Below are 26,619 nucleotides of genomic sequence, written 5' to 3'. Positions count from 1 at the left end.
AACGCCGACGGTTCGCGCCGGCGGGCGGCGCCAACAGCAGACCTAAGTCCGGCACGAGACTACTCCGCGTCAATGAACGTTATCGGAACCGTCGGGCTCCCCGGGAGCGGGAAGGGGGAGGCGGCGAACGTGGCCGAGGCGGCCGGGATCCCGGTCGTCGTCATGGGCGACGTGATCCGGGCGGAGTGCCGCCGCCGCGGGCTTGACCCCGCCGAGCACCACGGCCGGATCGCGCGGGCGCTCCGCGAGGAGGAGGGCGACGACGCCATCGCCGCCCGCACGCTCCCGCTGATCCGCGAGGCCGCCGCCGAGAGCGACCGCGACGCCGTCCTCGTCGACGGGCTGCGCTCCACCGTCGAGCTGGAGCGCTTCCGCGAGGCGTTCGGCGACGACTTCACGCTCGTGGCGGTCCGGGCCCCCTTCGAGGTGCGCGCCGAGCGCCTCGACGACCGGGGACGAGACGACTCCGACTCCGACCTCGAGGCCCTCCGCGAGCGCGACGCGCGAGAGATCGAACTCGGCCTCGGCGAGACGCTCGACCGCGCCGACGTCGAGATCGACAACACGGGGACGCTCGACGAGTTCCGGAGTCGCGTCCGCGAGGCGCTCGGCGTCGCCGGCGAGTCGGGCGAGGAAGCGAGCGCGGAGTCGACGGCGACCGCGAACGCCGGAGGTGACGGCGCGTGATCTACAGCGTCGACGTGCGGATCGAGGTCCCGGTCCGCGACACGGAGGTGACCGACCGGGTCTTCGACGCGGTCCGGAACGTGTTCCCGGACGCGGAGCCGGTCCACGAGGACGGCAGTCTCGTCGCCGAGGCGCACACCCTCGACGCCTTCTCCGACGTGCTCCACGAGCAGGAGATCCTCGACACGGCCCGCCGGGTGTTCCTGCGCAACAGCACCGACGAGGGGTTCGCCTTCTCGCTGAAGAAGCAGGCCGCGTTCGAGGGGGTCGTCAACTTCGCCGTCGGCGAGCCGGACGAGCTCGGCGAGATCGACGTCGACGTCCGCGTCCGCGAGCCCGACGTCGAGTCGTTCATCGACTACGTCGCGCCGGAGACCGACGAGGGCCGGCCGGTCGATCCCGTCCGGGAGTACGGCGACCGCGTCGAGCCCGACGAGGGCGACTACTGAACTCCGAGAAAACGACCGACCGCTCTTTCGACTCTCTCAGTCGCTCAGCAGCGTCGCGCCCGCGCCGCCGATCGCGCCGAACGCCGCCGGGTACACCGCGCCCGCGAGCAGCACGGCCGTGACGAGGTCGGGGGCGATCGTCGCCTCTCGGACCGCATGCCGGAAGAGGAACGCGCCGATCACGGCCAGCGGGAGGTACCCGACGAGGACGGACGCGCCGGCCTGCGCGCCGTCGACCGGCTCCGTCGCCCCAGCGATCCGGCTCGCGACGAGTCCGGCGACGACCAGCAGGACGGGCGGAACGACGAACAGCAGCGTCAGCGAGCCGCCGTCGGCCTGCGAGATGATGTTCGTCATCTGCGAGCCGCCGACCAGCGACGGTACTCGGGTGTCGGCGAAGTGGCCGTTGTAGAACACCCACCCGACCGCCTTCCACGTCGGAATGGGATCGCCGCCGAACAGGTCGGCGAAGACGTTGAACCCCGCCAGCTGGTCCTCTATCGCGCTCCCCTGCGTGACGTACGCGAACAGGTAGCCGAGGACGTAGGCGGCGGCGCCCGCGGCCGCCCCGCCGACGATTCCGCTCGTCCCGCTCGTTCGGTCGGTGACTGACATGCACCCGCAGTCGTTTCGGCCGTGGTAAGTGTTTGTTGGCTCGCGATGAGCAAGTAAAAAACTCGTTTCAGGCGCCGAAACACCCGATGCGCGTCAGCTCGTCGCCTCGCGCCACTCCGCCTGTGAGATCGTGTAACGGACTTCGTCGTGGACGCTCCCGTCGAGGAAGGTGAGGGTGTTCCGCAGGCGGCCCTCGCGGCGGCCGCCGAGGCGCTCGATGTACTTTTCGATCGCCCGCCGCGAGTTGTCGTTGTCGGGGTGGTGGCCCACGGCGACGACCTCCAGGTCGAGGTCGTCGAAGGCGACCTCGACGAGCGCCGCGGCGCGCTCGCCCGAGTAGCCGCGCCCCCAGAACCGCTTGCGGAGCCACGTCCCGAGCTCGGCGGTTCGCCGCTCCCAGTCGACGGAGAAGCCGCCAAAGCCGGCGATATCGCCGGCGCCCTCCTCGCCCTCGCGGGGGCGGATGACGTAGCTCGCGGCCTCGTGGTCTTCCCAGCGCTCGCGGCCGCGTTCGAGGAACTCGCGGGTCTCCTTCTTCGTCTCGTGGGGGTCCCACGTGACGTGTTCGGTCACCTCGTCGATCGCGGGGTCAGACGAGCAGATCCGGTAACAGGCGTCGAGGTCGACGTTCTCGGGCCGTCGGGGCTCCAGTCGCAACCGGTCCGTTTCGATCGTCTCGGGGAACATGGCGGCCCGTCACGCGGACGGGTATAAAATCCTCGCGGGGTGTGGCGAGCGGTCACAACCGCGAGCGCGACCTCACGCGGCGATCCCGTACTCGCGGAGCGCCGACCGCAGCGCCGCCCGCTTCACGAGGGCGAACCCGACGCAGATGATCAGGAAGCCGGCGACCGTGTTGACCGTGATCCCCTCGCTCAGGAACACCCACCCGGCGAGCGCGGCGAAGATCGGGGCGACGTAGGAGACGAGGTTGATCTCGATCGGTCCGAGTCGGTCGAGCAGGTCGAAGTAGATGAGGAAGCCGAGCCCGCTGGCGGCGATCGACAGGTACGCCAGCGCCAGTACGCCCTCCCTCGTCCACGCGACGTCGGCGACCGACTCGCCGAGCCCGACCGACAGCAGGTGCATCAACAGCGCGCCCGCGAGCATCGACCACGCCTCCATCGTCTCGATCGGGAGGTCGGCGTCCGACGCCCGGGTGAGCACCGATCCGAGTGCGAACGAGGCCGCCGCGAGCAACACGAGGAACTTCGCGACCGTGCCGCCGCCGGTCAGGTTCGCGGGGTCGGGCGCGGCTAGCACGACCGCGCCGACGAGGCCGACGAGGAGGCCGATCACCCCGACGACGGTCAGCCGCTCGGACGGGAGGAAGGCGCGGGCGAAGACGGTCGTCAGCACGGGCGAGAGGCTGACGATCACGGCCGCGACGGCGCTCGTCACGGCGGGGTCGCTCTCGCCGACGAAGAGGAACGCGTGGTAGCCGGCGATGATCAGCGTCGCGCCGACAGCGACGACGGCCCACTCGTCTCGCCCGCGAGGGACCGGGTCGTCGACGGCGTACGCGGCGTACGCGAGCATGACGACGCCGGCGATGTCGTACCTGAGCGCGGCGAACAGCACCGGCGGGAAGTACGCCAATCCGGCCTTGATCGCCATGAACGCGGACCCCCAGACGGCGGCGAGGACGAGGAACAGCGCGAGGTCCCGTGCTCGGCTCACACGCCCCCTCCTCCGGGCGCGGTTCAAAAGGTTCCGGAAGCGGCCGGACGTGCAGGGAGAGCCCGAAACGCCGACCCGCTACCGGACTCGGTACCGGTCGTCGTCGCCGGCGGCCTCGCGGGCGAGGACCCCGACGTCGGCGAGGCGCCCGAGCGCGTCGTCGACGGTCTCCTCGCGGGCGCCGACCTCCTCGGCCACGGCCGCGGGCGTGCCGTCCGTCTCGATCACCGCGGCGAGGATCGCGGCGTAGAACCGGCTGTCGGCCTCGGTTCCGAGCCGCTCGTCGATCTTCGCGAGCGTGTCCTCGACCCGCCCCTGCACCCACCGCTGGGCCAGCGAGAGCTCGCGGTCGAGGTCCTGAAGGCGGGCGTACTCCCCCGCGAGGTCGCCGATGTCGTTCGACGCGCCAGACCCGTCGGGCGCCTCGATGGTGAGGTGGGGACACCGGCCGGACATGTCGAGGCTGTTCTTGGCGGGGTACGCGCTCTTCGCGCCGAACCCGTACGGGGAGACGCTCACCTCCAGTCTGAGGCTGCGGGTGATCCGGAAGTACTTCCGGCGTTGGTCGTCCGTCGTCGACTCGATCAGGCCCGCCTCCTCCAGCTTCCGCAGGTGGTCGATGACGGCCTTCGGGCTCACGTCGAGGTACTCCGAGATCTCCGTGACGTAGCAGGGCTTGGTCGCGAGCAGCCGGAGGATGCGCCGCCGGTTCTCGTTCCCGAGGAGATCGAGCAGTACCGCGGAGTCCATTAACGTATAGTTAGCGTCGAGAGCGTAAAAGGCTGACTTACGGAGGGCGACCCGACCGGGTCGCCTCCCGGGGGTCGTTCCCCGCGGCCACGTTGTCGCCGACGGGCGATCGCCACGGAACAGTCGCCGCCGAACCGTCGCCGCCGGCCGGTCGTCGCCGGGAGTTCGCCCGGAGCGAAGGGTAGTTACCCCGCGGAGCGGAACGGGGGGTATGGAGACGGCACTCATCGTCCTCGACGGCTGGGGACTCGGGAGCGGCGCGGGAGGCGGCGACGGCGAGGACGGCGAGACGGTCGATCCCTCGGGGCGACCGGCCGGCCGAGACGCGGTCGCGGCCGCCGACACCCCGGCGTTCGACGACGCGAGCGAGCGGGGCGCGGACGGGCGACTCGTCGTCCACGGGCGGCGCGTGGGGCTCCCCGAGGGGCAGATGGGGAACTCGGAGGTCGGCCACTTGAACATCGGCGCGGGGCGGGTCGTCAAGCAGGCGTACACCCGGATCACGGACGCGCTCGCCGAGGGGTCGCTCTCGGACAACGACGCCGTCGCGGGGGCGCTGGACCACGCGAAGTCGACCGGCGGGCGGGTGCATCTCATGGGCCTCGTCTCCGACGGCGGCGTCCACTCGGACGTCGAGCACCTGCTCGCGCTGATCGACGCGGCGGCCGACGCGGGAGTGCCGGCGACGACCCACGCGTTCACCGACGGCCGCGACACGGCCCCGGAGATCGCCGACCGCTTCCTCGCCGAGGTGGAGGCGAAGGCCGAGGAGCGGGGGACCGGCCGCGTCGCGACCGTCACGGGCCGGTACCACGCGATGGACCGCGACGAGAACTGGGAGCGGACGAAGAAGGCGTACGACGCGATCGTCGAGCGCGAGGCGCCCCACCGGGCCGAGACGGCGGTCGAGGCCGCGACCGAGGCGCACGCGCGCGGCGAGACCGACGAGTTCATCGAGCCGACGCTCGTCGACGAGGAGCCCGCGCTCGCCGACGGCGACGCCGTGATCTTCTTCAACTTCCGGGCGGACCGCGCCCGCCAGCTCGTCCGGCTGCTCACGGACACCCGGCCCGAGTGGGGGTTCGAGGTCGACCAGCCCGACGTCCGGATGACGACGGCGACCGAGTACGACGAGACGTTCGAGTTCCCGGTCGCGTTCCCGCCGGAGATCCCCGAGAACACGATCGGCGAGGTCGTCGCCGACGCGGGGCGCACGCAGCTCCGGATCGCCGAGTCGGAGAAGTACCCGCACGTCACCTACTTCCTCAACGGCGGGCGCGAGGTGGCGTTCGAGGGCGAACTCCGAGAGATCGTCGAGAGCCCGGACGTTCCAACGTACGACCTGCAGCCGGAGATGTCGGCGCCGGAGCTCACCGACGAGGCGATCGCGATCATCGACGAGGAAGACCCCGACCTGATGGTCCTCAACTACGCGAACCCGGACATGGTGGGCCACACCGGCGACTTCGACGCCGCCGTCGAGGCGGTCGAGGCGGTCGACGCGGGGCTCGACCGGCTCCTCGACGCGGTCGCCGACGCGGGCGGGCACGCAGTCGTGACGGCCGACCACGGCAACGCCGACGACATGGGGACGCCCGAAGACCCCCACACCGCCCACACGTTCAACCCGGTCCCGTTCGTCTACCTGACTCCCGACGGCGACGACGGCGGGCGCGCGGTCCGCGAGGGCGGGTCGCTGTGCGACATCGCCCCGACGCTCGTGGACCTGATCGGGCTCGACCGCCCCGCGGAGATGACCGGCGAGCCGCTCCTCTCGGAGTAACTCGGGGCCGCTGAACGCGGCTCAGTCGTCGTCGGCAGCCTCCGCGCCCGAGGAGTCGCCGGCGGAGCCGTCGCTCGGATCGAACGTCGGTCGATCGACGCCGAGCAGTTCGTACGGATCCGCGTCGTCCGGCATCGGCGACTCGTACTCGTCGGCGCCGCCCTGCCGCTCGAACTCGTCGACGACGTCGGCGAGGAGCTCGGGGTCCGTGAGCAGTCGGCCCAGCGTTCCGCCGATCGACTTCGCGGCGTACAGCATGCCGTCCACGCCGGTCGAGCCGCTGGCGGCGACCGCCTGCCACGAGTGCGCCGGCGTGCCGACCGGCCACGTCGCGGTGCGCATCCGACCGAGCGGCACGACTTGGCTCACGTCGCCGGAGTCCGTCGAGTAGGCCCCGACCTCCCCGGCGTCGGGCGCCTCGATCGGCTCGGTGAAGTACGACCGGTCCGCCGCGCGGTCCCGGACCTCCGGCGGGAGCTCCTCGAGCGCGTCGGAGACGTCCCCGAGCGAGTCGCGCAGGTCCGACGCGAGCGCCTCGTCCGAGACCGAGAAGGAGCCGATGTCGGCCATCGTCTCGTAGATGGCGTCGCCGAGCGTCTCGTTCGCTCGCACGCCGTACACCCCGCTCGTCTTCGTTATCTCGACGTCGACGTCGGCCATCAGGGCGGCGCCCTCGGCGGCGCGGCGGAACCGCTCGGTCACCGACTCGACGAGGTCGCGGCTCGGCGCGCGGACGAGGTACTCCGCGGTCGCGTCCGGCGGAACGACGTTGGGGGCGTCGCCGCCGTTGGTGATCACGTAGTGGAGCCGGACGGGGTCGGGGACGTGTTCGCGCATGTACTCGACGCCGGTGTTGAGCAGTTGGATCCCGTCGAGCGCGCTTCGCCCGGCCTCTGGCGCGGCGGCGGCGTGCGAGGAGGTCCCCTCCATGGTCACCTCGAAGGCGTCGACCGCGAGACACGACGCCTTCGTGGGCGCGTTGAACCACCCCGGGTGCCACGAGACGACCGCGTCGACGTCGTCGAACGCGCCCGCGCGGGTCAGGTACGTCTTTCCGGCGCCGGCCTCCTCCGCGGGGGTTCCGACGTACACCACGGTTCCGTCGACCCCCTCGTCGATCAGGTCGGCGACCCCGACGGCGGCCCCGAGCGATCCGACGCCGAAGAGGTTGTGTCCGCAGCCGTGGCCGTTCCCGCCCCGTTCGACCGGCTCGCGGGTCGCGCTCACGCGCTGGGAGAGCCCCGGGAGCGCGTCGTACTCGCCCATCGTTCCGACGACCGGGTCGCCGTCGCCGTACCGGGCGACGAAGGCGGTCTCGATGCCGCCGACGCCGACGTCGACGTCGAACCCTCGCTCTTCCAGCGCTTCGACGAGTCGACCGGCGGCGTACGTCTCCTCGAAGGCGGTTTGCGGGTGATCCCAGATGTCCAGCGCGAGGTCGGTGAGCCGGTCCCGGCGGCTTTCGACCGACTCGACGATCGCGTCAGTTACCATGGTAACTACTTGCGAACGTAAGTAAAAAAGGCTCTGTCGAGTTCGGTCGGCGGCGTTCGGTTATCGGTCGTGCTGAATGTGTTAAAATATCAACAGATGCGATAAACCGTAAACTTCGGGTATATTTCCGCCGGTTCCATGACCATTTAAGAGCGTTACCGGTCTGTGATCGTTCATGACAGACGAGACCACGCCGGTGATCGCCGCCGCATATCGGACGCCGCAGGGGAGAGACGGAGGCGTCTACGAAGACGTCCGGAGCGAGGACCTCTCGACGGCGCTCATCGACCACACGCTCGACGAGACGGGGTTAACGAGCGACCACGTCGACGACCTGATGTGGGGCGTCGCCCAGCAGCGCACCGAGCAGGACAACAACGTCGCCCGCGTCATCGCGCTCCTCTCGGAGCTCGGCGAGTCGGTGCCCGCCACCTCGATCAACCGCTGGTGCGCCTCCTCGATGCAGGCGATCATCTCGGCGTCGGACGCGATCGCCGCCGGGAATCGCGACTGCGTCGTCGCCGGCGGCGTCGAGAACATGAGCCGCGTCCCGATGGACGGCGACTCCTACCAGCACCTGCACCCCGAGCTGTCGGAGCAGTACAACGTCTTTCAGCTCCAGATGGGGATGACCGCCGAGAAGGTGGCCGAGGAGTACGGTGTGAGCCGCGAGGCGCAAGACGAGTACGCCGCCCGGAGCCACCAGCGGGCGGCCGAGGCGACCGACTCGGGCCGGTTCGACGACGAGATCGTTCCGGTCGAGACGGACGACGGACTCGTCGAGGCGGACGAGGGGATCCGCCCGGACACGACGGCCGAGAAGCTCGCCGACCTCTCGCCCGCGTTCACCGGCGACGGGACGGTGACCGCGGGGAACTCCTCGCAGATCTCCGACGGCGCGTCGCTGACGCTGGTGACGAGCAAGGCGTTCGCCGAGGACCACGGGCTCGACGTGCTCGCGGAGGTCGGCACGAACAACGTCGCCGGCGTCGACCCGACCGTGATGGGGATCGGTCCGGTGCCCGCGACGCGGGGCCTGCTCGACCGCGCCGGGACGACCATCGACGACTACGACCTGGTCGAGCTCAACGAGGCGTTCGCCTCGCAGTGCGAGTACTCCCGGCGCGAGCTCGGCGTCGACGAGGAGCGGTACAACGTCAACGGCGGCGCCATCGCCATCGGGCACCCGCTCGGCGCCTCCGGCGCACGGCTCCCCGTCACGCTGCTCCACGAGATGGAGAAGCGCGACGCCGACCGCGGACTCGCGACCCTCTGCGTCGGCTTCGGGCAGGGCGCCGCGATCGAGTTCTCGCGATAGCCCGACGCGGCAGCGGTTTTTTCACCGTTCGGCGCCGTAAAACGTGTATGAGCGATCCCGACGCCGACGCGCCCGACGCGGCGGACGCCGACGACGGTCCCGCCGCCGTCCTGCTGGACGTGTTGCCGAACGGGCGGCCGGACGACGACCGGCCCCCGTCGCGGAAGTCCCCTATCGCGTACGGCCTCGGGACCGACTCGTTCCGCCTGTACGAGCTCTCGGTCGACGACGACACCGACGTCTCCGTGAGCGACCGGGTCGCGCTCGACGGCCCGGCAGTCGGCCGGTACCGCGAGGTGTCGTACGACGACCTCACCAGGAACGCGGCCGCGGAGGTGGAGTACGCCGTCGAGGCGATCGTCGAGTCCGACGAGGAGCGCTTCGTCGACTTCTACAACGAGGCCGGACCGATCACGCTCCGGCTCCACCAGCTCAACCTCCTTCCGGGGGTGGGCAAGCAGCTCCGGAACAACGTCCTCGACGAGCGCAAGCGCGGTCCCTTCGAGAGCTTCGACGAGGTGTCCGAGCGCGTCTCGGGGCTCCACCGCCCGCGGGAGGTGATCGTCGAACGCGTCGTCGAGGAGGTCCGCGAGGACGACCTGAAGTACCGGACGTTCGCCGGCCGCGAGGAGTGAGCCTCGAAACGGGACTTTTACCCGGAGCGCCGGCCTATCGCGGCCATGACCGACCTATCGACGGGTGAGGGCGCGGCGTACGGGGACCGCGACCCCGACGCCCTCGCGCGGCGCGCCGGGGAGCGCGCGAACCCCGACCGCGACCAGCATTTCCTCGTCGACGACCGCGTCCTCGACCGGATCCCGGGGTACCTTCCGGACGACGCGGACGCGAGCCACCTGCTGGAGATCGGCGGAGGCGCCGGCGCGCTCACCGACCGACTGCTGGCGGCGGCGGTCGCGGCTGACGGTGACCGTGTCGGCGACGGCGACCGCGCCGACCGCGACGGCAACGCTCCCGGCCGCCTCTCCGTCGTCGAGCGCGACGGGACCTTCGCCGACTTCCTCCGCGAGGAGTTCGCGACCGCGGTCGACGAGGGCCGCCTCGACGTGATCGAGGGAGACGCGCTCGATGTCGATCTCCCGCCGTTCACCGCCTGCGTCGCCAACCTCCCGTACGGCGTCTCCTCCGAGATCGCCTTCCGACTGCTCCCCGAGGGGAAGCCGCTCGTGTTGATGTTCCAGGCCGAGTTTGCCGACCGGATGGTGGCGTCCGCGGGCGAGTCCGAGTACGGCCGGCTCTCCGTCTCGGCGCAGCACTACGCCGCCGTCGAGATCGTCGAGCGCGTCCCGAAGGAGGCGTTCGACCCGCAGCCCGCGGTCGAGAGCGCCGTGGTCCGGTGTACGCCCCGAGACCCCGACTACGCGGTCGGCGACGAGGCGTTCTTCCTCCGGTTCGTGAAGGCGCTGTTCACCCAGCGGCGCAAGACAGTGCGGAACGCGATCCGGAACACCGGCCACATCTCCGGGCTGGACGACCCGGACGCGGTCGTCGAGGCCGCAGACGAGGAGCTGCTCCGCCGGCGCCCCGGGACGCTGGAACCGAGCGCGTTCGCCGCGCTGGCGGAGCTGGCCCGCGAGCACGGCGCGCCGACCGAGGTGTGATCGCGGGGATGGCGCTCGTAGACGCCGTCCTGGCGGTCGGCTCGCTTCCCGTTGACCCGCTCTCCGTCAGCCCGCTCTCCGCCGCGACCCTCCCGGAACTGCTGACCGCCGGCGGCGACGCCGCCGGTCCGGCGGGGGGCGTGTACGACGCCCTGACCGAGAACGTCAAGCGCACTCTCGCCTCCGTCCTCATCATCGCGGCCGTCTTCGGCGTGCGGCTGCTCACCGCGTGGGCGAAGCGGCGCGACGGCGAGCTCACCTCGACCCAGCGCCTGCTGCTCTCGGCGTCGGTCGGCGCCGCCACCGCCGTCGGCGCGATCTCGCTGCTCGCGGTGTGGGACCGCAGCGGCGCGCTCCTCGACGCGTTCGAGGCGGCCGCGATCACGGACCAGCTGTCGAACGTCGTGATCGCGGTGGTGCTGCTGGCGAGCGCCTACGCCGTCACCGACTTCCTCGGCGGCGTCATCCGCGAGATCTCCGCCGACAGCACCGTCCTCACCGACCACCAAGAGGAGGTGGTCCGGCGGCTCACGCAGCTGACGGTGTACACCCTCGCGCTGCTCGTCGTGGTCGGCCTGTTCACGGACAACGTCGGCGGGCTCCTCGTCGGCGCGGGGTTTCTGGGGATCGTGGTCGGGATGGCCGCCCGCCAGACGCTCGGCGCGGTGCTCGCCGGGTTCGTGCTCATGTTCTCCCGCCCCTTCGAGGTCGGCGACTGGGTCGAGGTCGGGGACCACGAGGGGACGGTCACCGAGATCTCGATCATGAGCACGCGCCTCCGGTCCTTCGACGGCGAGATGGTCACGCTGCCGAACGACGACGTGCGGTCGGGCTCGATAATCGACCGGTCGCGCCGGAACCGCCTGCGGATCGAGGTCGAGGTCGGCGTCGACTACGCGACCGACCTCGAGCGCGCGGCGGCGGTGATCGAGGAGGCGATCGCCGGCGTCGACGACATCGCCGCGATGCCCGAGCCGGATGCCGTGACGAAGCGGTTCGACGACTCGGCGGTCGTCTTCGGCGCCCGGTACTGGATCCGGAACCCGAGCATGCGGAAGCGCTGGCGCACCCAGACGGCCGCGATGGGCGCGATCAAGTCCGCGCTGGAGGCCGAGGGGATCGTCATCCCGTTCCCGCAGCAGACGCTCTCCGCCCGGGAAGAGAGCGCGTCCGGCCCGCAGCTCGACGCGTCGGTCGAGGGGCGGGCGGCGACCCGAGGTGGCGGCAACCGAAGCGACGGCAGCGAGCCGGCCGACGGGTCGAGTGACGGAGGCGACGACGCGAGTGCCGGGTCCGGCAACGCCGCCGAGGGGGCAGACGAGTGAGCGACGGGAGCGTGCCGGACGGGGACTCCGATCCCGGGCCCGACCTCGCCGCGCGGCGCGGCGTCGACGACGCCGTCGTCTACCAGCCCGCCGAGGACTCCGGCCTCCTCGCCGAGGCCGCGGTCGAGGCCGCTCGCGGCCGCGTGCTGGAGGTCGGCACCGGCTCCGGCTGGGTCGCGGCGCGGATCGCCGCGGAGCGCGACCTGGACGTGGTCGGCACCGACCTCAACCCGCACGCGGCGCGTGAGGCCCGCAAACGCGGCGTCGAGGCCGTCGTCGCCGATCTCTGTGCCCCGTTCCGCGCGGACGGCTTCGACACCGTCTGTTTCAATCCCCCGTACCTCCCGACCGACCCCGACAACGAGTGGGGCGACTGGATGGAGCACGCGCTCTCCGGGGGCGAGTCGGGGCGGGAGCTGATCGAGCCGTTCCTCGACGACGTGGGGCGCGTCCTCGCGCCCGGCGGCGTCGTCCTGCTGCTCGTCTCCTCGCTGACCGGCTACGAGGAGGTGCTCGGGCTGATCGACGACGCCGGCTTCGACCACGAGGTCGCCGTCGAGGAGTCGTTCCCGTTCGAGACGCTCTCCGTGCTGCGGCTCGACCGACGGGAATAAGCCGCGCTAGCCGCTCGTCGAGTTCCCGACGGCACCCGAGCCGACGCGCCGCACCTTCTCGCCGTACTCCCCGAATCGGTCCGGGTGGATCACGGCCGCCAGCGCCTCCAGCGTGTCGACGACGCGGTGGCTGTGGCGGTTCAGGTAGGCGGTGCCGTCCATCGCGTACACCCGCCCGTCGCGCACCGCCGTCACGTCGCCGATCGACTCGCGCTCCAGCAGGTCGGCGGCCGCGCGCTGGGCCTCGCCGACGTCGGCGCTACAGGGACCGATCACGACGACCTCCGGGTCGAAGGCGCGCAGTTCGTCGAGCCCGATCTTCCGCGACCGTTCTCCGGCCGCGACGAGCCCGGCCTCCCCGCCGGCGATCCGTATCAGGTCGGGGACCCAGAGCCCGGCGTGGCGCAGCGGGTCGGTCCAGTCGAGGACGGCGACGCGGGGGCGGGAGGTGGTCGACGGGGTCGTGCTGGCCGAGGCGGTCGCGTCGGCCCGGGGGACCGCGCCGGCGACGGCGTCGATCCGGGCGTCGAGGTCGTCGCGGAGCGCGGCCGCGGCCGCCGGACGGCCGACGGCCTCGCCGACCCGCTCGACGTTCGCGAGGACGTCGGCGAGGTCGTCGGCGTGGACGTCGAGCACCGCCGCGTCGAGGTCGAGCCGCTCCACCGCGCGGCGCGCGAGCCCGGCGTCGAGCGCGCACACCGCGCAGACGCCCTGCGTGAGGACCGCGTCCGGGTCGGCCGCGGCGAGTCGGTCGCCGTCGAGGTAGTAGGTGTCGTCGTGGGCGGCGACTCGGTCGAGGTCGGCGGGGTCGGCGTCGAGGTCGCGGACGAGCCCGGTGAGCGTCGGCCGGTCCTCGACCGCGGGCGGGCGGTCGCACTGATGCGAGACCGCGGCGGGCGTCGCGCCGAGCGCGGCCGCCAGCTCGGTCGCGGAGGGGAACAGGGAGACGACGGTCATGGGTACCGATCCCCGACCGTCGGCTTAACCGTTCGGCCGACCGCCGCTAATAACTATCGGGCATAATACGTATTAGCAAATATTATACGGCGGCATATCGAACCACTGGTGATGACTGAACGTGTCGCGGCCACGCCGGGACTGTACCCGCTCCCGGACTGGGCGAAAGAGACGCTCTCGGACCTCAAGGGTCACCAGAAGGGCGACCTACTGAGCGGCGACGAGAGCGAGGCGATCGTCGAGCAGTACGACGAGGTCCGCGCGGAGTTCGTCGACGACCAGCTGGACGCCGGCCTCGACCGGGTCGGCGAGGGGCAGGGCCGCTGGGACGACATGATCGCGCACCCGCTGACGGTGCACGACGGCGTCGAGACCGGCGGTATCGTGCGGTACTACGACAACAACAACTTCTACCGCGACCCCCGCGTGGTCGCCGACCTCGACTTCTCCGGCGACGTGGCGCGCGAGCTGGAGTCCGCGGCCGACCTGATCGACGGCGAGGCGCCCCTCGCCGCGACGCTGCCGGGTCCGTACTCGCTGGCCGACCTCGCGAGCGACGAGCACTACGGCGACGAGGCGGCGTTCCAGGCCGCGATCGCCGAGTTCCTCGCGGGCGAGGTTGAGGCGTTCCCCGCCCACGAGACGCTGTTCCTCCTCGAACCGTCGCTGGTGACGAACCCGCCCGCCGAGGGAGCGGAGTCGACCGCGACGGACGCCATCGCGACGGTCGCCGACGCGACCGACGCGGACGTCGTGGTACAGACCTCGTACGGCGCGCTCGGCGAGAAGCTGTACGCGCACCTCGTCGACGAGGCCGGCGCCGACGCGCTCGGGCTCGACCTCGTCGCCGGCGACCGCGACGACACGGTGTACAACGTCCAGGAGTTCGGCTCCACCGACTCGCTCGCGCTCGGGCTCGTCGACGGGCAGAACACGCTCGTCGAGGAGCCGGAGACGGTCGCGGAGCGGGTCGAGTGGTTCGAGTCGCAGATCCCCGCCGAGGGGTTCGACCGGACCTACCTCACCCCTAATACGGAGCTGTTCTACCTGCCCGCCAACAAGTACCGCGCGAAGCTGAACGCGCTCGCCGCCGCCGCGGAGGTGCTCGACTAATGGTCCGAAACCCAGACGCCAACCGCGAACAGTTCCGCCCGAACGACCACCCGAACGACGCGTTCCTGCTGACGACCGTCGTCGGCTCGTACCCGAAGCCGAAGTGGCTGAACCGGGCGGACGAGCTCGTCGACGACCCGGACTCGAAGTTCGACGCCGCGGACCTCGAGGAGGCCCACGACGACGCCTGTCGGCTCATCACGCACGAGCACGAGCGCGCCGGGCTCGACACGGTCGTCGACGGCGAGATGCGCCGCAACGAGATGGTGGAGTTCTTCGCCGACCGCATCGACGGCTACGAGTTCAACGGCCCTGTGAAGGTGTGGGGTCACAACTACTTCGACAAGCCGTCGGTCGTCGAGGAGGTCACGTACGACGAGCCGTGGCTCGTCGACGAGTTCGACTTCACCTCGAACGTCGCCGAGCGCCCCGTCAAGGTCCCCATCACGGGGCCGTACACGCTCGGCTTCTGGGCGTTCAACGAGGCGTACCCCTCCACCGAGGAGCTCGTCTACGACCTCGCCGACCTCGTCAACGAAGAGGTCGAGAAGCTGGTCGAGGCGGGCGCGCGCTACATCCAGATCGACGAGCCCGCGCTGGCGACGACGCCGGAGGACCACGCCATCGTCGGCGAGGCCTTAGAGCGGATCGTCTCGGGTATCGACGAGGAGGTCCGCATCGGGCTCCACGTCTGTTACGGCGACTACTCGCGGATCTACCCCGAGATCAACGACTACCCGATCGACGAGTTCGACGTCGAGCTGTGTAACGGCGACTTCGAGCAGATCCCGACGTTCACTGACCCCGAGTTCGAGCCCGACCTCGCGCTCGGCGTCGTCGACGCGCACACGGCCGAGATCGAGTCCGTCGAGGAGATCAAGGAGAACGTCCGGCAGGGGCTCCGCGTCGTCCCGCCGGAGAAGCTCACGATCTCGCCCGACTGCGGGCTGAAGCTCCTGCCCCGGGAGATCGCGTACGGCAAGATGGAGAACATGGTGACCGCGGTTCGCGAGGTCGAGGCCGAGATCGATTCCGGCGAGATCGACGTCGACAACCCGCTCGACGACTGAGGCGAGGATCGATCCGCGACCGCCTCGACGACTGAGGCGGGGATCGATCCGCGACCGCCCCGGCGACACCGCCGGCCGCACCGCCAGCGCCACTACTTATAAATCTCCGCCGCACCCACCGCCGACATGGATATCGGTCTCACCGTCGGCGACGACCTCGACCGGCTCGCGGCGTCGCCGTCGCGGTTCGACTTCTGCGAGCTCGGGGTCGGCGAGCCGACGCTCGTCCCGGGAGAGATCGACCGGGGGCGGCTGACCGACGCGCTCGCCGGCCGCGACCTGCTCGTTCATCTGCCGTACAGCCAGCGACTGGCCAGCTACGTCCCCGAGGTCAACGACGCCATCGTCGACTACCAGCGGCGCCTCCTGGAGGCGGCCGGCGACCTCGGCGCGGAGAAGGCGGTGCTCCACGCGACGTCGGCCGACCGCGACGACATCGAGTTCCGGCAGACGGCCGCCGACCAGCTCCGACGGGTCGCCGACGCCGGCCGCGAGGCGGGCGTCGAGGTCGTCGTCGAGAACGTCGGCCACCAGCACGCGGGGCTCCAGCTCTCCGTCCTCGGCGACATCGCCCGGGAGACTGACACCCCGATCTGCTTCGACGTGGGACACGCGTACATGGAGGGCGACAACAGGGCGATAACGCGGTTCCTCCGCGCCCACGGCGACCGGGTCTCGCACCTCCACTGTCACGACGTGCGCCGCCGCGGCGACACCCACCTCCCGGTCGGCGCCGGCGAGGTGGACTACGGGGCCGTCGCGGCCGAACTCGACGAGTTCGACGGCACCGTCGCGCTGGAGGTGTTCACCGACGACGACGCCCTGCTCGTCGACTCCGCGGAGCGCGTCGCCGACCGGCTCGGCGTGGACTTTTAAAAACGAACGGCGAGAGCGGCGCGGGAGGCGAGCGGGTCAGTTCGCGTCGCGGCCGTCTCCGTCGCCCTCCTCGGCCGCGTCGTCCCGGTCGTCATCAGTGGAGCCGTCGGCGTCGGTCGGGTCGCCGGCGTCCGAACCGGCACCCGCGTCATCGCTCGCGTCCGCCTCGTCAACGGCGTCGGCGTCGTCCGCCTCGTCGCCGTCGATCTGTCGCTTGATCGACTCAAGCTCGGACTCGACGTCGACCTCGGGCGCCGGGTCGTCCTCCGTCTCCTCGTCGGCCCCGCTCGCTTCGGGCTCCGCGTCGGGGTCGGTCACGTCGATCCGAACGCCGCGGTCCCGGCCGGGGGAGTCGTCGTCGCGGGCGCGGCCCCCGTCTCGGGCGTCGGACTCGGGGCCGCCCGCCCCGCGGTCCTTCCGGCGGTCGTCGTCCCGCCCGGGTCGCCGCGCGGCGTCGGCCTCCCGACGGCCCTCCTCGATCCGCGACTCGATCTCGGCGGTGAGGTCGCGGGCGTCGGTGATGATCGAGCGCGAGGCGGCCTCCTCCGGGAGGTCGGCCTCCGAAAGCGCGGTCCGGAGCTCCGAGAGCGACCGAGCGAGGCCGGCGCTCGCGCCGTCGCGGACGTCGGCGAGGCGGTCGGCAGTCGCGCCGGACTCGTCGGCGAGGCTCCGGCCGGGGTCGGCGAGCCGGAGCGTCCCCCGGAGCAGTTCGAGCGACTTGATCGTCGTCTCCAGGAGCGCGATGACCGTCGGGATCGTGTACTGCTCGGTGAACCGGAGTAGCTCGGAGAGGCGGGGCGGTCGCGGCGGCCCCCGTCGGTCCCGCTCGCTCTCCCCGAGGTCGCGCCGCAGCTCGGTCAGGACGTCTTCGAGCTCGTCGAGCCGCTCCTCGAGCTCGTCGTCGCGTCGGTCGTCGCGGGAACTCATACCACCGAGTACGCGGCGCGCGGATAAAAAGCCCGGCCGGCGCTGACGGTCGCGTCCCGGCGCGTGACGTCGCCGACGCGGCGACTCAGAACCCCTCGCGGAGGTGCGTCGTCCGCGGCGGGAACAGGCCGCGGAGCGCGGCGGCGACGCCGTCGTCGAAGTCGGCCCCGTCGCCGGCCGCGAGTCTCCCGGCACGGACCGCCTCGTCGACGGAGCGGTAGCCGACGTACAGCTGCGAGAGGGCGCCGACGTCGACGGTCGCGTCCGGGCTCGCGGGCTCGGCGTCGAACGGCTCGACCGCGACGTCTCCGTCGACGACCACGACCCGGAACGTCGCGTCGTTCCACGCCGCGAGCGGGTCGACGACCGCGAGCGAGAGCGTCGCCTCGACGGCGGGGTCCGGGTCAAGCGCCTCCACGGCGCCGGCGACATCGACGAGCCGGACCATCGGCCCGGTCCGGACCTCGCAGTCGACGGCGCGGGGGTCTTCGACGAGATCGAGCAGCGGGGCGTCCGGCGGCGCTCGGACCCGGACCTCGGCGACCTGCGAGTCGTGGTTGCGGCAGAACCGCAGCAGCTGGAACCACGCCTCGTCGTCGACGGCGGCGGCGTCGGAGACGCGCATGACGGTCTCCTCGGCGTCGTCGGGGTCGTCGTCGAACTCGTACCGACAGAGCCCGCGGAGGTCCCCGTCGCGCTCCCAGCCGTAGACGAACGGGTCGGTCGTCCAGCCCGAGAGGGTCCGCTCGCGCCACCACTCCTCGGTCCATTCCATGGTGAGGTCGTAGCGGTCCGCCGTCGCCGCGAGCACCGGCTCGACCGCCGCGAAGTCGCCCTCGTCGAGCGGGCGGAAGGCCCCGGCCGCGTCGCCCGTCGTCGCGACGAGGTCGTCGACGAAGCCGAGCTGTTCGGGGGGCGCGGTGAGATAGCGGTAGCGGCTCGCGGTCGCCCAGCCGTAGTTCGCGTAGAACGCGTACTCGAAGGGCCACAGCACCGAGACGTCGACGCCGCGGTCGCGGTACTCCGCGAGCGACTCGCGGAGCAGCCGGGCGACGTGTCCCCGGCGGCGGTGCTCGGGCGAGGAGGCGACCGCGGAGAGCCCGGCGACCTCGCGGTCGGCGCCGCGGATCCGCAGCGCGAAAAGGTGGTGCGCGCAGACCGCGACGGTGTCGTCGGCCGCGTCGAAGAGACCGCGCCGCTCGGCGATCGTGTCGTGGTCGTCGGCCTCGTCGGGGTCGTAGGGGCCGTCCGCGGGAGCGAAGGCGTACCGCATGAACGCGCCGAACTCGTCGGCGCGCTCCTCGGGAAACGGTCGGTACTCCATACGCGGTCGGCTCGCGGGAGCGGAATAAGTCTTCCCGGAGCGTGAGAGGGGGCCTCAGTCGAATCGGCCGCGACCGATCGCAGTCGACCCGGTCGAACCCGACCTCAGTCGAACCGGCCGCGGCGGTACTGCACCGGCCACTCGACGTCCGCGCCGAGCTCGTGGGCGGCCTCCAGCGGCCAGTACGGGTGCCGGAGCAGCTCGCGGCCGAGCGCGACGAGGTCGGCCCGACCGTTCCGGACGAGGGCGTCGGCGTGGGTCGGGCCCGTGATCCCGCCGACGGCGGCGACGGGCACGTCGGTCCCCTCGCGGATCGCCTCGGCGTACGGCACCTGGTACCCCGGTCCGGTCCCCGGAATCCGCTGGTCGGGGTGGATCCCGCCGCCGGAGACGTCGATCAGGTCGGCGCCGGCCTCGGCGAGCAGCGGCGCCAGCCGCACGGAGTCGTCGACGTCCCACGAGTCGCGGTCGGGGAGCCAGTCCGTCGCGGAGATCCGGACGAAGACGGGCTTCTCCTCGGGCCAGACGTCTCGGACGGTCGCGACGACCTCCCGGAGGAGTCGGGTCCGGTCCTCGAAGCTCCCGCCGTACTCGTCGTCGCGGTCGTTGGTGACCGGCGAGCAGAACTGGTGGAGCAGGTAGCCGTGGGCCGCGTGGACCTCGGCGATCTCGAAGCCGGCGTCGAGCGCGCGCGCCGCGGCGTCGGCGAACGACTCGGTCACGTCGGCGATGTCGTCACCGTCCATCCGGCGGGTCGCCGCGGATTCGCCGGTCTCAGAGCGGTCGCCGTCCGGGTACGGCTCGTCGGTCGCGGATATCGTCTCCCAGCCCGCGGGGTCGTCCGCGGGGATCGGATCGCCGCCCTCGGCCGGCGGGCGGTGGGAGGCCTTGCGGCCGGCGTGGGCCAGCTGGATACCGGGCGTCGCGCCCTGCGACCGGACGAAGTCGACGATCGGCTCGATCGCGTCGGCGTGTTCGTCGGACCAGATCCCGAGACAGCCCGGGGTGATCCGACCGCGCTCCTCGACCGCGGTCGCCTCGGTCATCACGGCGCCGGCGCCGCCGACCGCGCGGGAGCCGAGGTGGATCCGATGCCAGTCGTTCGCGAACCCGTCGTCCGCGGAGTACTGGCACATCGGCGACAGCATGACGCGGTTCCGGAGCTCGGTGTCGCGTAGCGTGAGCGGCGCGAAGAGCGAATCCGTCATCGAGACACCGGAGTGCCGCCGGCTGGTAATGCGCTCCGATTCCCCGCGCGGATCGCCGCGATCGCACCGGTGCGGGGATCGCCCCGATCGCGGCGAGGGTTTAGGCCGACCGAAACCTATAACCACCCGTGCCTCTGACAGACTGGTAATGAGCACTGGGGACCGAATCGGGCGCAGCGCCGAAGACCGGATCGAAGACGGCACAGAGGAGTCGACGGACGCACGGCCGATCGTCGCGGCGAGCCGCTGCTCGCCCGATCGAACCGTCTTCACGGAGCAGGGGAACACGGACGCGTGGATCGCGACCGACCTGACGGTCGAGTTAGAGCGGTAGCGCGGCGCGAACGACCCTCTCTCGTCTTCTCTACTCCGCATCGAGCGTCGAGTCTCCCCTTCGAAACCGGTCGGCTCCGAGCGCGGTTCCAGCGCACCGAACGCCGCGCGGCGACGTGCGGTGGGCCGCGTCGCCGCCGACGGCGACGCGGCGGTGACGAGCCCCCGACTACTCGATATCCGGTGCGCGCTCCCCGGCCGGGACGACGATCTCCAGCCAGTTCTCCTCGGGCGGGAGCGGGCAGGCGAACGTCTCGCTGTACGCGCAGAAGGGGTTGTACGCGAGGTTAAAATCGAGGACGACGACGTCGCCGTCGGCGAGCTCTCCCTCCGGTTCGAGCTCCATGTACCTGCCTTGGTAGTACGTCTGCTGGCCGGTCGTCTTGTCGCGGAACGGGACGAATATCTCGCCGTCCTCGCCCTCCTGTCGGTAGCCGGCGAGCGCGTGCTCCTCGCCGTCGACCTCGAACGCGAAGGTGACGACTCTGAGGTATCGGACCGGGTTGCTCGCGGTGGTCTCCATCTCGACGGGCTCGGGGTCGCCGTGGACCGTCACGGTCGCCTCGACGCGGTAGTCCTCGTCCGGCGGGAAGTAGTCGAGCCCGTCGAACCCGTCGCGGTGCTCGGGCGGGATCGGCGACTGCGGGTGCTCGGCGAAGAACTCGTCCTTCTCGCGGCGGTTGGCGCGGAGCCGCTCGGCGTACTCGTCGGTCATACGCGGTCGAAGGAGCGCCGGCGGTTTCAGGCCCGCGGTTCGGGCGGGTCAGGTCCCGAGGCTGGGAGACAGCTCGCCGGGGCGCTCAGAGCGCCTGCAGGTCGGCCAGGCAGTCGTCGAGGTCGCGCGTCGACGTCGCCAGCGAGAAGCGGTCGACGCGGGCGAGGTCGGCCGCGTGCTCCCAGAGGTCCTCGGACTCGATGCCGTGGAGGACGACCGCGTTCGGCGTCGGGCTCACGACCCGGAGGGCGACCAGCGGCGACTCGCCGCGGGTCACGCCCGTGAACACGAGCGCGCGGTTCGTCGACTGACCGTACAGCCGGTAGAACTCCTCGCTGGAGAGCCGCGTGATCGCCTCGATAGAGTTGATGACGGTGTGACCGTTGACGTGGTCCTGGTCGCCGCGAACGACTTCCGTGGCGTCCATCGCCTCGTAGAACTCCTCGACCGGCACCGCGGTCGAGTACTCGCGGAGGGCGTGGACGATGTCGCTCTCGAAGCCCGCCGAGAGCACGCGGGCGTACTGTCGGAGGCGCCCGCCTCCGCGCCGCTCGTCGATATCGAGGAGGCCGTCGACGATCCGGCGGACGATGCCGATCCCCGGGCTCTCCCGACGCCCGCTCTCGTAGTCGGAGATCACCGACGAGGAGACGTCGAGCTGCTCGGCGAGCTCGGTCTGTGAGACGTCGAAGTCGGTCCGCCACTTCCGAAGCGTCGCTCCGGGGTCGTCGCTGAGCGTTATTTCGCCGGCGATCCGGCGAGAGAGCTCCTCGCGTGCGTCGCTCATTAGGCGGTCCGAGGGCGGAGCGCCGCAAAAGGCTACCGAAAGCGGGGTTCGTCGGACGTCGACACTTCTCCCGAGATCGACGTCCATCTGGCTCGACGTCCACCGGCCCCACTTCTCCCGGCTCGACGTCGAATCCGGAGCGGCCCCGCGAGCGGGGTCACTCCACGTACAGCGAGTAGACGATGACGCCGAAGCCGACCGCGGTCAGCAGGCTGTTGATCGCGATCCCCGCCGCCAGAGACGCGCCGATGATCTGGTGAGAGACGCCGCCGATCAGCGCGCCGATCGTCACGATCCCGAAGCCGAGCCCCAGCGCGCGCAGCGAGGGGTCGCCGGTCCGGCCGTACGCGCGGAGCGCGTAGTAGGTGATGCTGCCACCGAGCACGAGGATGGCGGTCTTTGCCACGATGATGGCGAGGTCAATATGCGTTGTCATGTTTCCTCTCGCAGTTCCGACCACAGGTCGGCCAGCCGTTCGTCCCGCGTGCGCTCCGGACGGGAGAACTCGACGGTGAGATCGCGCGACTCGTCCGCCTCGTCGTCCGCGTGGTCGATCGAGACCGTCACGGAGTCGAACGAGACGGAGTAGCGCGTCGTGTGTTGCCCGTCGCGGCGGATGTCCGTCGACTCCCGGAGCAGGGAGGCGTCGGTGAGCTTCTCCAGCTTCCGATACGTCGTCGACAGGGGGATGTCGCACTCCTCGGAGAGGTCGCTCGCCGTCTTCGGCTCGGTGAGTGCCGTCACGATCCGGCGCGCGGCGTCGTCGGCCAGTGCGTCCAGCACGTCGTCGACCGACGGCGGATCCTCCTCGCGCGACGGGTCCCGCACCATGTTCCCCAGTTGGGCCCCCCCGTGTCTTAAACCATCGAACTTCGGCCCGGCCGCGGTCGCGACCGCAACCGCATCCGTCACGCGGCCGGACGCGGCCCGTTTTTGTGGGTGGGCGGCGTACAACGGACCGATGGACTCGTGGAAGCGCCGCGTCGTCGGGTACTTCGCCTTCGTCCTCTTCGTGCTGATCTTCACCGCGATCGCCTACCGATACGGGATGCGGGTGTACGAGGGCGACCCGCGCACGATGATCGAGGCGCTGCGCTTCTCGATCGAGATGTTCACCACCACCGGATTCGGCGGCGACGCGCCCTGGGAGAGCCAGCAGTTGAACGCGTTCATCGCGGTGATGGACCTCGTCGGGATGGTCCTCCTGATCGGCGCGCTGCCGGTCGTGGTGACGCCGCTGTTGGAAGAGGCGTTCTCGACGAGCGCCCCCACGTCGGTGGACGGAGCGCTGTCGGGTCACGTCGTCGTCTGTTCGGACACCTCCCGGTCGATGGCGCTCATCGAGGAGTTCGACTCCAGGGACATACCGTACGCGATCGTCGAGCCGGACAACGACCGAGCGGTACGGCTACACGAAGCGGGGCAGACCGCGATCCGTGCCGACCCGGAGTCGACGGACGGGTTGGCGGCCGCGAACCTGCCCGACGCGCGGGCGCTGATAACGGACGTCTCCGACAAGGTCGACGCGAGCATCGTGCTCGCCGCGAAGGAGCTGTCGCCGGAGGTGCGGGTCATCAGCATCGTCGAAGACCCGGAGCGCGAGCGGTACCACCGCCTCGCCGGCGCGGACGAGGTGCTCTCGCCGCGGTCGCTGCTCGGCGAGAGCCTCGCCGCGAAGGTGACGACCGCGCTGCAGACCGATCTCGGCGAGGCGGTCGCCATCGGCGACTCGCTGCAGCTCGCGGAGGTGTCGGTCCCGCACGGGAGTCCGCTGGCCGGGTCGGCCCTCGGCGATAGCGGGATCCGCGAACGCGCCGGCGTCAACGTCATCGGCGTGTGGTTCAACGGCGAGTTCGACGCGGCGCCCCCGCCGGACGCGACGCTGTCGGCCGGGACGGTCCTGCTCGTCTCCGGGCGGCCGGATCAGCTGGAGCGGCTCGTCGAGCTGACGAACTCCGCCACGCGGCGATTCGGCGCGGGCGAGACCGTGGTGATCGGGTACGGGCAGGTCGGCCGGACCGTCGCCGAGACGCTCGAAGACGCCGACCTCCCGGTCACGGTCGTGGACCGGGCGGACGCCGAGGGCGTCGACGTGGTCGGCGACGCGACCGATCCGGAGACGCTGCGGGCCGCGGGCGTCGAGTCGGCGCGGACCGTCGTGCTCGCGCTGCCCGAAGACACCACGACGGAGTTCACGACGCTCGTGATCCGCGATTTAGCGCCGAACACGCAGATCCTCGCACGGGTCGAGGAGGCCGCGAGCGTCCGGAAGATGCACCGCGCGGGCGCCGACTACGTGCTCTCGCTCGCGACCGTCACCGGCCGGATGTCCGCCTCGACCGTCATCGAGGGACGCGACGTGCTCTCCCTGGACCAGCAGGTAGAGGTCGTCAAGAGCCGCGTGCCGCGGCTCGTCGGGCGGACGGTCGGCAGGGCGAACGTGCGCGAGGCGACCGGCTGCACCGTCATCGCGGTCGAGCGCGACGGAGAGACCCTGACCGAGATCGGTCCCGACACGCGGATCGGCGACGGCGACGAGCTCGTCGTCGTCGGCACCGACGAGGGGATCCGGGAGTTCGAGCGCCGGTTCGCGTGACCCCGCTCGCCGGTTCGCGTGACCCCGCTCGCCGGTTCGCGCGACCCCGCTCGCCGGTTCGCGCTGACTCGCGTGCCGGTCCCCGCGGCCGCGTTCGGCGCTCCCGGCGAATCCGTGCGCGGGGCCGTCGCGTCCCGTCCGACCCGTCACGCGCCGCCTCGGGACCGAGTCGAGTCGAACGGTTCAAGTATTCGCTGGCTGTTCGTACCTGTATGAAAGACCAGGGACGCTCCACGCGCAAGCGGACGGGCGGCCGACTCAAGCACGCCTCGAACAAGAAGCGCCACCAGCTCGGCCGAGAGCCCGCCGAGACCACCGTCGGCGAGACGCGGGTCCAGTACATCGACTCCCGCGGCACGGAGCGGAAGATCCGCGCGCTCTCGACGAACGTCGCGCAGGTCGCCGACGGCGGCGAGGTCAGCGAGGCCGATATCGAGAACGTCGTCGACAACCCCTCGAACGTCAACTACGCCCGACGGAACATCGTCACCAAGGGCGCCGTCATCGACACGTCCGCCGGCCGCGCCCGCGTCACCTCGCGTCCCGGCCAGACCGGGCAGGTCAACGCGGTCCTCATCGACTGAGCCCGTTCGCTTTCTGAACGTATTTACCGTTCGACGACGACGAGCGACGCGTGTACCTCGGCGTCGACGAGGCCGGCAAGGGGCCCGTGCTCGGACCGATGGTCTCGGCGGCCGTGTTCGCCGACCCGGCGAGCCTCCCGGCCGACGTCGACGACTCGAAGCGGCTCTCCCCCGAGCGACGCGAGGCGATGGCCGAGACGATGCGCGGAAGCGACCGCGTCGCGGTCGGGGTCGCGTTCGTGGAGCCCGCGGAGATCGACCGGCCCGACACCGACATGAACACGCTCACGGTCCGCGGGCAGGCGCGGGCGGTGCGAGCCGCGCTCGGCGAGATAGCGGGCGTCACCGGCGTGGAACGTCCGGCGGAACCGGTCCGCGTCGTCGCCGACGCTGGAGACACCAGCGAGGCGCGGTTCGCGCGTCGGCTCGGTGCGTTCGCCGAGGGCGGTGACGACCTCGGCGGTAACGATACCGGCGGCGGTGACCCCGAGGACGGCGGAAGAGTGGTCGTCGACTCCGAGGGCGACGAGTCCGCCGCCCTCCCTCCGGTCGACGTCGAGGCCTTCCACGGCGCCGACGAGGCCGACCCGGTCGTCGGCGCGGCGAGCGTGGTCGCGAAGGTCGCGCGCGACGACCGGATGGCGGCGATCGACGACGGGTATCCGGGATACGAGGCCGTCGGGAGCGGCTACCCGAGCGACCCGACGACGCGGTCGTTCCTGCGGGCGTACGTCGCCGACAACGGCGACGTCCCGGAGTGCGCGCGCCGGACGTGGTCGACTTGCGACGACGTGTTGGCGGCCGCCGAGCAGTCGGGGCTCGACGACTTCTAGACGAGCGCCGAGACGGCCTCGCTCACGGCGCCGATGAACGTCTCCCAGACCGAGAAGCCGGCGACGATCGAGAGGACGGTGTCCGCCCCGAAGAAGGCGAACAGCACCGCGGACGCGATGTGTGCGCGCCGCACGTCGAAGCGGTGGGCGAACGTGTGGAAGAAGTACGCGTTGGCGAGGCTGATCGGAACGATCGCGAGCATCTCGCCGACCCATATCGCGGAGGTCGCCCCGTACTGCACCGCCAGCCCGATCGTGACCAACTGCGTCTTGTCGCCGAACTCGCCGGTGGCCATGAGCACGAATATCGGGAGGAAGCCGCCGAACGACCCCTCGTACCGGTCGAGCGGACCGGGGAGCGAAACCGAGTCGAGGTCGGCGTAGTCGGCGTCGGCCGCCGAGGAGTCCGGCGTCTCGGCGCCGGCGGCCGGTGGCTCCGTGCCGCCGTCGCTGGACGCGACCCGTCCGGGGTCGCGATCCGGCATCGACCGGTACAGCAGGTACGCGAACGCGAAGAACAGGGCCGCGGTCACGACGTCGAGGACCACCCCCGGCAGCGCCGACTGCAGCGCCTGCCCGAAGACGATCTCGATCGCGGTCCACCCGGCGAACGCCGACGCGGCGGCCGCGACGACGACCTTCGGGTCGTAGCGCGTCGACAGCGCGGCGATCATGAACTGAACTTTCTCGCCGGGGAGCACGGCGAGCTGGGCCACGAACGCGACGATCAGTATCTCCGAGTAGCTCATGCGCCCCCCGATCCCCCGCACTCGCCGGTCGCGGCGGTCCGATCGCGAGCGCCCGCCTGTCCGGCGTCCGTCGTTCCGGTCCGCGGATCGGTCCGCGGATCCGTCCGGTCGATCGGTTCGGGGCGGTCGTCGGTCGTCACGTGGCGGTTAGATCGGTCTAAAACAATAGTTTGTCGGCTCTCGATTCGCGCCGGCGATCCGCACGCGACGCGG

30 protein-coding genes are annotated in these 26,619 nt (G+C 71.3%); 15 read left to right on the top strand and 15 right to left on the bottom strand.

Features of this window, described 5'->3' with window-relative positions:
• Positions 1–72: 72 nt before the first annotated feature.
• Both DJ75_RS17220 and DJ75_RS17215 read left to right on the top strand, forming a co-directional pair.
• Positions 73–687 (top strand): AAA family ATPase, encoded by a 615-nt coding sequence (locus DJ75_RS17220; RefSeq protein WP_094525737.1) that lies wholly within the window; start codon positions 73–75, stop codon positions 685–687.
• Positions 684–1,136, top strand: a complete 453-nt coding sequence (locus DJ75_RS17215) for an RNA-binding domain-containing protein (RefSeq protein WP_094525736.1) — start codon at positions 684–686, stop codon at positions 1,134–1,136. Before DJ75_RS17220 ends, DJ75_RS17215 begins: the two co-directional genes overlap by 4 nt.
• Before the next feature lie 36 nt (positions 1,137–1,172).
• Here the strand turns inward: DJ75_RS17215 and DJ75_RS17210 are convergent, their stop codons facing one another.
• The 4 genes from DJ75_RS17210 to DJ75_RS17195 form a co-directional block, all read right to left on the bottom strand.
• The gene (locus tag DJ75_RS17210) at positions 1,173–1,751 is read right to left on the bottom strand and encodes a transporter (RefSeq protein WP_094525735.1); all 579 of its coding nucleotides are present in this window, start codon (positions 1,749–1,751) and stop codon (positions 1,173–1,175) included.
• Between the two features lie 93 nt (positions 1,752–1,844).
• Positions 1,845–2,438, bottom strand: a complete 594-nt coding sequence (locus DJ75_RS17205; protein WP_094525734.1) for a GNAT family N-acetyltransferase — start codon at positions 2,436–2,438, stop codon at positions 1,845–1,847.
• Positions 2,439–2,510: 72 nt separating this feature from the next.
• The gene (locus DJ75_RS17200; RefSeq protein ID WP_094525733.1) at positions 2,511–3,431 is read right to left on the bottom strand and encodes a DMT family transporter; all 921 of its coding nucleotides are present in this window, start codon (positions 3,429–3,431) and stop codon (positions 2,511–2,513) included.
• A gap of 78 nt (positions 3,432–3,509) precedes the next feature.
• Positions 3,510–4,181, bottom strand: coding sequence for an ArsR family transcriptional regulator (locus DJ75_RS17195; RefSeq protein WP_094525732.1), 672 nt, complete (start codon positions 4,179–4,181; stop codon positions 3,510–3,512).
• A gap of 211 nt (positions 4,182–4,392) precedes the next feature.
• Between DJ75_RS17195 and gpmI the strand changes: the two genes are divergently transcribed.
• Complete coding sequence (gene gpmI, locus DJ75_RS17190) at positions 4,393–5,964, top strand: 2,3-bisphosphoglycerate-independent phosphoglycerate mutase (RefSeq protein ID WP_094525731.1); 1,572 nt, start codon at positions 4,393–4,395, stop codon at positions 5,962–5,964.
• Between the two features lie 21 nt (positions 5,965–5,985).
• Here gpmI and DJ75_RS17185 read toward each other — a convergent pair whose 3' ends face one another.
• Positions 5,986–7,458 (bottom strand): amidohydrolase, encoded by a 1,473-nt coding sequence (locus tag DJ75_RS17185; RefSeq protein ID WP_094525730.1) that lies wholly within the window; start codon positions 7,456–7,458, stop codon positions 5,986–5,988.
• A 175-nt stretch (positions 7,459–7,633) separates the two neighbouring features.
• Here DJ75_RS17185 and DJ75_RS17180 point away from each other — a divergent pair, with 175 nt between their 5' ends.
• Genes DJ75_RS17180 through DJ75_RS17160 form a run of 5 tightly spaced genes read left to right on the top strand, consistent with a single transcriptional unit; the run spans position 7,634 to position 12,334 of the window.
• The gene (locus DJ75_RS17180) at positions 7,634–8,776 is read left to right on the top strand and encodes a thiolase family protein (protein WP_094525729.1); all 1,143 of its coding nucleotides are present in this window, start codon (positions 7,634–7,636) and stop codon (positions 8,774–8,776) included.
• A 47-nt stretch (positions 8,777–8,823) separates the two neighbouring features.
• Positions 8,824–9,411: a DUF655 domain-containing protein gene (locus DJ75_RS17175; protein WP_094525728.1), complete on the top strand. Its 588-nt coding sequence runs from the start codon at positions 8,824–8,826 to the stop codon at positions 9,409–9,411.
• A gap of 45 nt (positions 9,412–9,456) precedes the next feature.
• Entirely contained in the window at positions 9,457–10,395 is a 939-nt protein-coding gene (locus DJ75_RS17170; protein ID WP_094525727.1) for a 16S ribosomal RNA methyltransferase A, read from the top strand.
• An 8-nt stretch (positions 10,396–10,403) separates the two neighbouring features.
• A complete protein-coding gene (locus tag DJ75_RS17165; protein WP_094525726.1) occupies positions 10,404–11,720 on the top strand; it encodes a mechanosensitive ion channel family protein in 1,317 nt (438 codons plus the stop codon).
• Positions 11,717–12,334, top strand: a complete 618-nt coding sequence (locus DJ75_RS17160) for a HemK2/MTQ2 family protein methyltransferase (RefSeq protein WP_094525725.1) — start codon at positions 11,717–11,719, stop codon at positions 12,332–12,334. Before DJ75_RS17165 ends, DJ75_RS17160 begins: the two co-directional genes overlap by 4 nt.
• A 6-nt stretch (positions 12,335–12,340) precedes the next feature.
• On the opposite strand, the gene DJ75_RS17155 is transcribed toward DJ75_RS17160, so the two are convergent.
• Entirely contained in the window at positions 12,341–13,291 is a 951-nt protein-coding gene (locus tag DJ75_RS17155; protein ID WP_094525724.1) for an ABC transporter substrate-binding protein, read from the bottom strand.
• Positions 13,292–13,402: 111 nt separating this feature from the next.
• Between DJ75_RS17155 and DJ75_RS17150 the strand changes: the two genes are divergently transcribed.
• The 3 genes from DJ75_RS17150 (at position 13,403) to DJ75_RS17140 (ending at position 16,350) form a co-directional block, all read left to right on the top strand.
• Positions 13,403–14,404, top strand: coding sequence for a 5-methyltetrahydropteroyltriglutamate--homocysteine methyltransferase (locus DJ75_RS17150; RefSeq protein WP_094525723.1), 1,002 nt, complete (start codon positions 13,403–13,405; stop codon positions 14,402–14,404).
• Entirely contained in the window at positions 14,404–15,474 is a 1,071-nt protein-coding gene (locus DJ75_RS17145; RefSeq protein ID WP_094525722.1) for a methionine synthase, read from the top strand. The genes DJ75_RS17150 and DJ75_RS17145 overlap by 1 nt, the downstream gene beginning before the upstream one ends.
• 126 nt (positions 15,475–15,600) lie before the next feature.
• Positions 15,601–16,350 (top strand): sugar phosphate isomerase/epimerase, encoded by a 750-nt coding sequence (locus DJ75_RS17140; protein ID WP_094525721.1) that lies wholly within the window; start codon positions 15,601–15,603, stop codon positions 16,348–16,350.
• Positions 16,351–16,386: 36 nt separating this feature from the next.
• Here DJ75_RS17140 and DJ75_RS17135 read toward each other — a convergent pair whose 3' ends face one another.
• From DJ75_RS17135 to DJ75_RS17125, 3 genes are all read right to left on the bottom strand, one after another.
• Entirely contained in the window at positions 16,387–17,277 is an 891-nt protein-coding gene (locus DJ75_RS17135; protein WP_094525719.1) for a hypothetical protein, read from the bottom strand.
• An 85-nt stretch (positions 17,278–17,362) separates the two neighbouring features.
• Entirely contained in the window at positions 17,363–18,601 is a 1,239-nt protein-coding gene (gene eis / locus DJ75_RS17130) for an enhanced intracellular survival protein Eis (protein ID WP_094525717.1), read from the bottom strand.
• A gap of 104 nt (positions 18,602–18,705) precedes the next feature.
• Positions 18,706–19,809, bottom strand: a complete 1,104-nt coding sequence (locus tag DJ75_RS17125) for an NADH:flavin oxidoreductase/NADH oxidase (RefSeq protein WP_094525715.1) — start codon at positions 19,807–19,809, stop codon at positions 18,706–18,708.
• A gap of 148 nt (positions 19,810–19,957) precedes the next feature.
• Here DJ75_RS17125 and DJ75_RS17120 point away from each other — a divergent pair, with 148 nt between their 5' ends.
• Entirely contained in the window at positions 19,958–20,143 is a 186-nt protein-coding gene (locus tag DJ75_RS17120) for a hypothetical protein (RefSeq protein ID WP_094525714.1), read from the top strand.
• Positions 20,144–20,311: 168 nt separating this feature from the next.
• Here the strand turns inward: DJ75_RS17120 and DJ75_RS17115 are convergent, their stop codons facing one another.
• The 4 genes from DJ75_RS17115 to DJ75_RS17100 form a co-directional block, all read right to left on the bottom strand.
• Positions 20,312–20,857, bottom strand: coding sequence for a DUF1684 domain-containing protein (locus tag DJ75_RS17115; RefSeq protein ID WP_094525712.1), 546 nt, complete (start codon positions 20,855–20,857; stop codon positions 20,312–20,314).
• An 85-nt stretch (positions 20,858–20,942) separates the two neighbouring features.
• Complete coding sequence (locus DJ75_RS17110; RefSeq protein WP_094525710.1) at positions 20,943–21,644, bottom strand: helix-turn-helix domain-containing protein; 702 nt, start codon at positions 21,642–21,644, stop codon at positions 20,943–20,945.
• A gap of 157 nt (positions 21,645–21,801) precedes the next feature.
• Entirely contained in the window at positions 21,802–22,080 is a 279-nt protein-coding gene (locus DJ75_RS17105; protein WP_094525708.1) for a hypothetical protein, read from the bottom strand.
• Positions 22,077–22,475, bottom strand: coding sequence for a helix-turn-helix domain-containing protein (locus DJ75_RS17100; protein WP_094525706.1), 399 nt, complete (start codon positions 22,473–22,475; stop codon positions 22,077–22,079). Before DJ75_RS17100 ends, DJ75_RS17105 begins: the two co-directional genes overlap by 4 nt.
• Before the next feature lie 130 nt (positions 22,476–22,605).
• Between DJ75_RS17100 and DJ75_RS17095 the strand changes: the two genes are divergently transcribed.
• From DJ75_RS17095 to DJ75_RS17085, 3 genes are all read left to right on the top strand, one after another.
• Positions 22,606–24,240 carry a TrkA family potassium uptake protein gene (locus DJ75_RS17095; protein ID WP_094525704.1) on the top strand — a complete coding sequence of 545 codons (1,635 nt, stop codon included), beginning with the start codon at positions 22,606–22,608 and terminating at the stop codon, positions 24,238–24,240.
• A gap of 212 nt (positions 24,241–24,452) precedes the next feature.
• A complete protein-coding gene (locus DJ75_RS17090) occupies positions 24,453–24,824 on the top strand; it encodes a 30S ribosomal protein S8e (protein WP_094525702.1) in 372 nt (123 codons plus the stop codon).
• A 50-nt stretch (positions 24,825–24,874) separates the two neighbouring features.
• The gene (locus tag DJ75_RS17085; RefSeq protein ID WP_094525700.1) at positions 24,875–25,657 is read left to right on the top strand and encodes a ribonuclease HII; all 783 of its coding nucleotides are present in this window, start codon (positions 24,875–24,877) and stop codon (positions 25,655–25,657) included.
• Here the strand turns inward: DJ75_RS17085 and DJ75_RS17080 are convergent.
• On the bottom strand, positions 25,654–26,406 hold the full coding sequence (locus tag DJ75_RS17080) for a TMEM165/GDT1 family protein (RefSeq protein ID WP_094525784.1): 753 nt from the start codon (positions 26,404–26,406) through the stop codon (positions 25,654–25,656). The two genes, DJ75_RS17085 and DJ75_RS17080, sit on opposite strands and share 4 nt — an antisense overlap.
• Positions 26,403–26,546 (bottom strand): hypothetical protein, encoded by a 144-nt coding sequence (locus DJ75_RS18800; protein WP_176451477.1) that lies wholly within the window; start codon positions 26,544–26,546, stop codon positions 26,403–26,405. Before DJ75_RS18800 ends, DJ75_RS17080 begins: the two co-directional genes overlap by 4 nt.
• Between the last annotated feature and the right edge of the window lie 73 nt (positions 26,547–26,619).

The organism is Halorubrum sp. Eb13, from assembly GCF_002252895.1.
In the GTDB taxonomy this organism is placed as follows: Archaea; Halobacteriota; Halobacteria; order Halobacteriales; family Haloferacaceae; genus Halorubrum.
The sequence above is the reverse complement of the archived record's forward strand: the minus strand, read 5'-3'. Positions and strand labels throughout refer to the sequence as shown.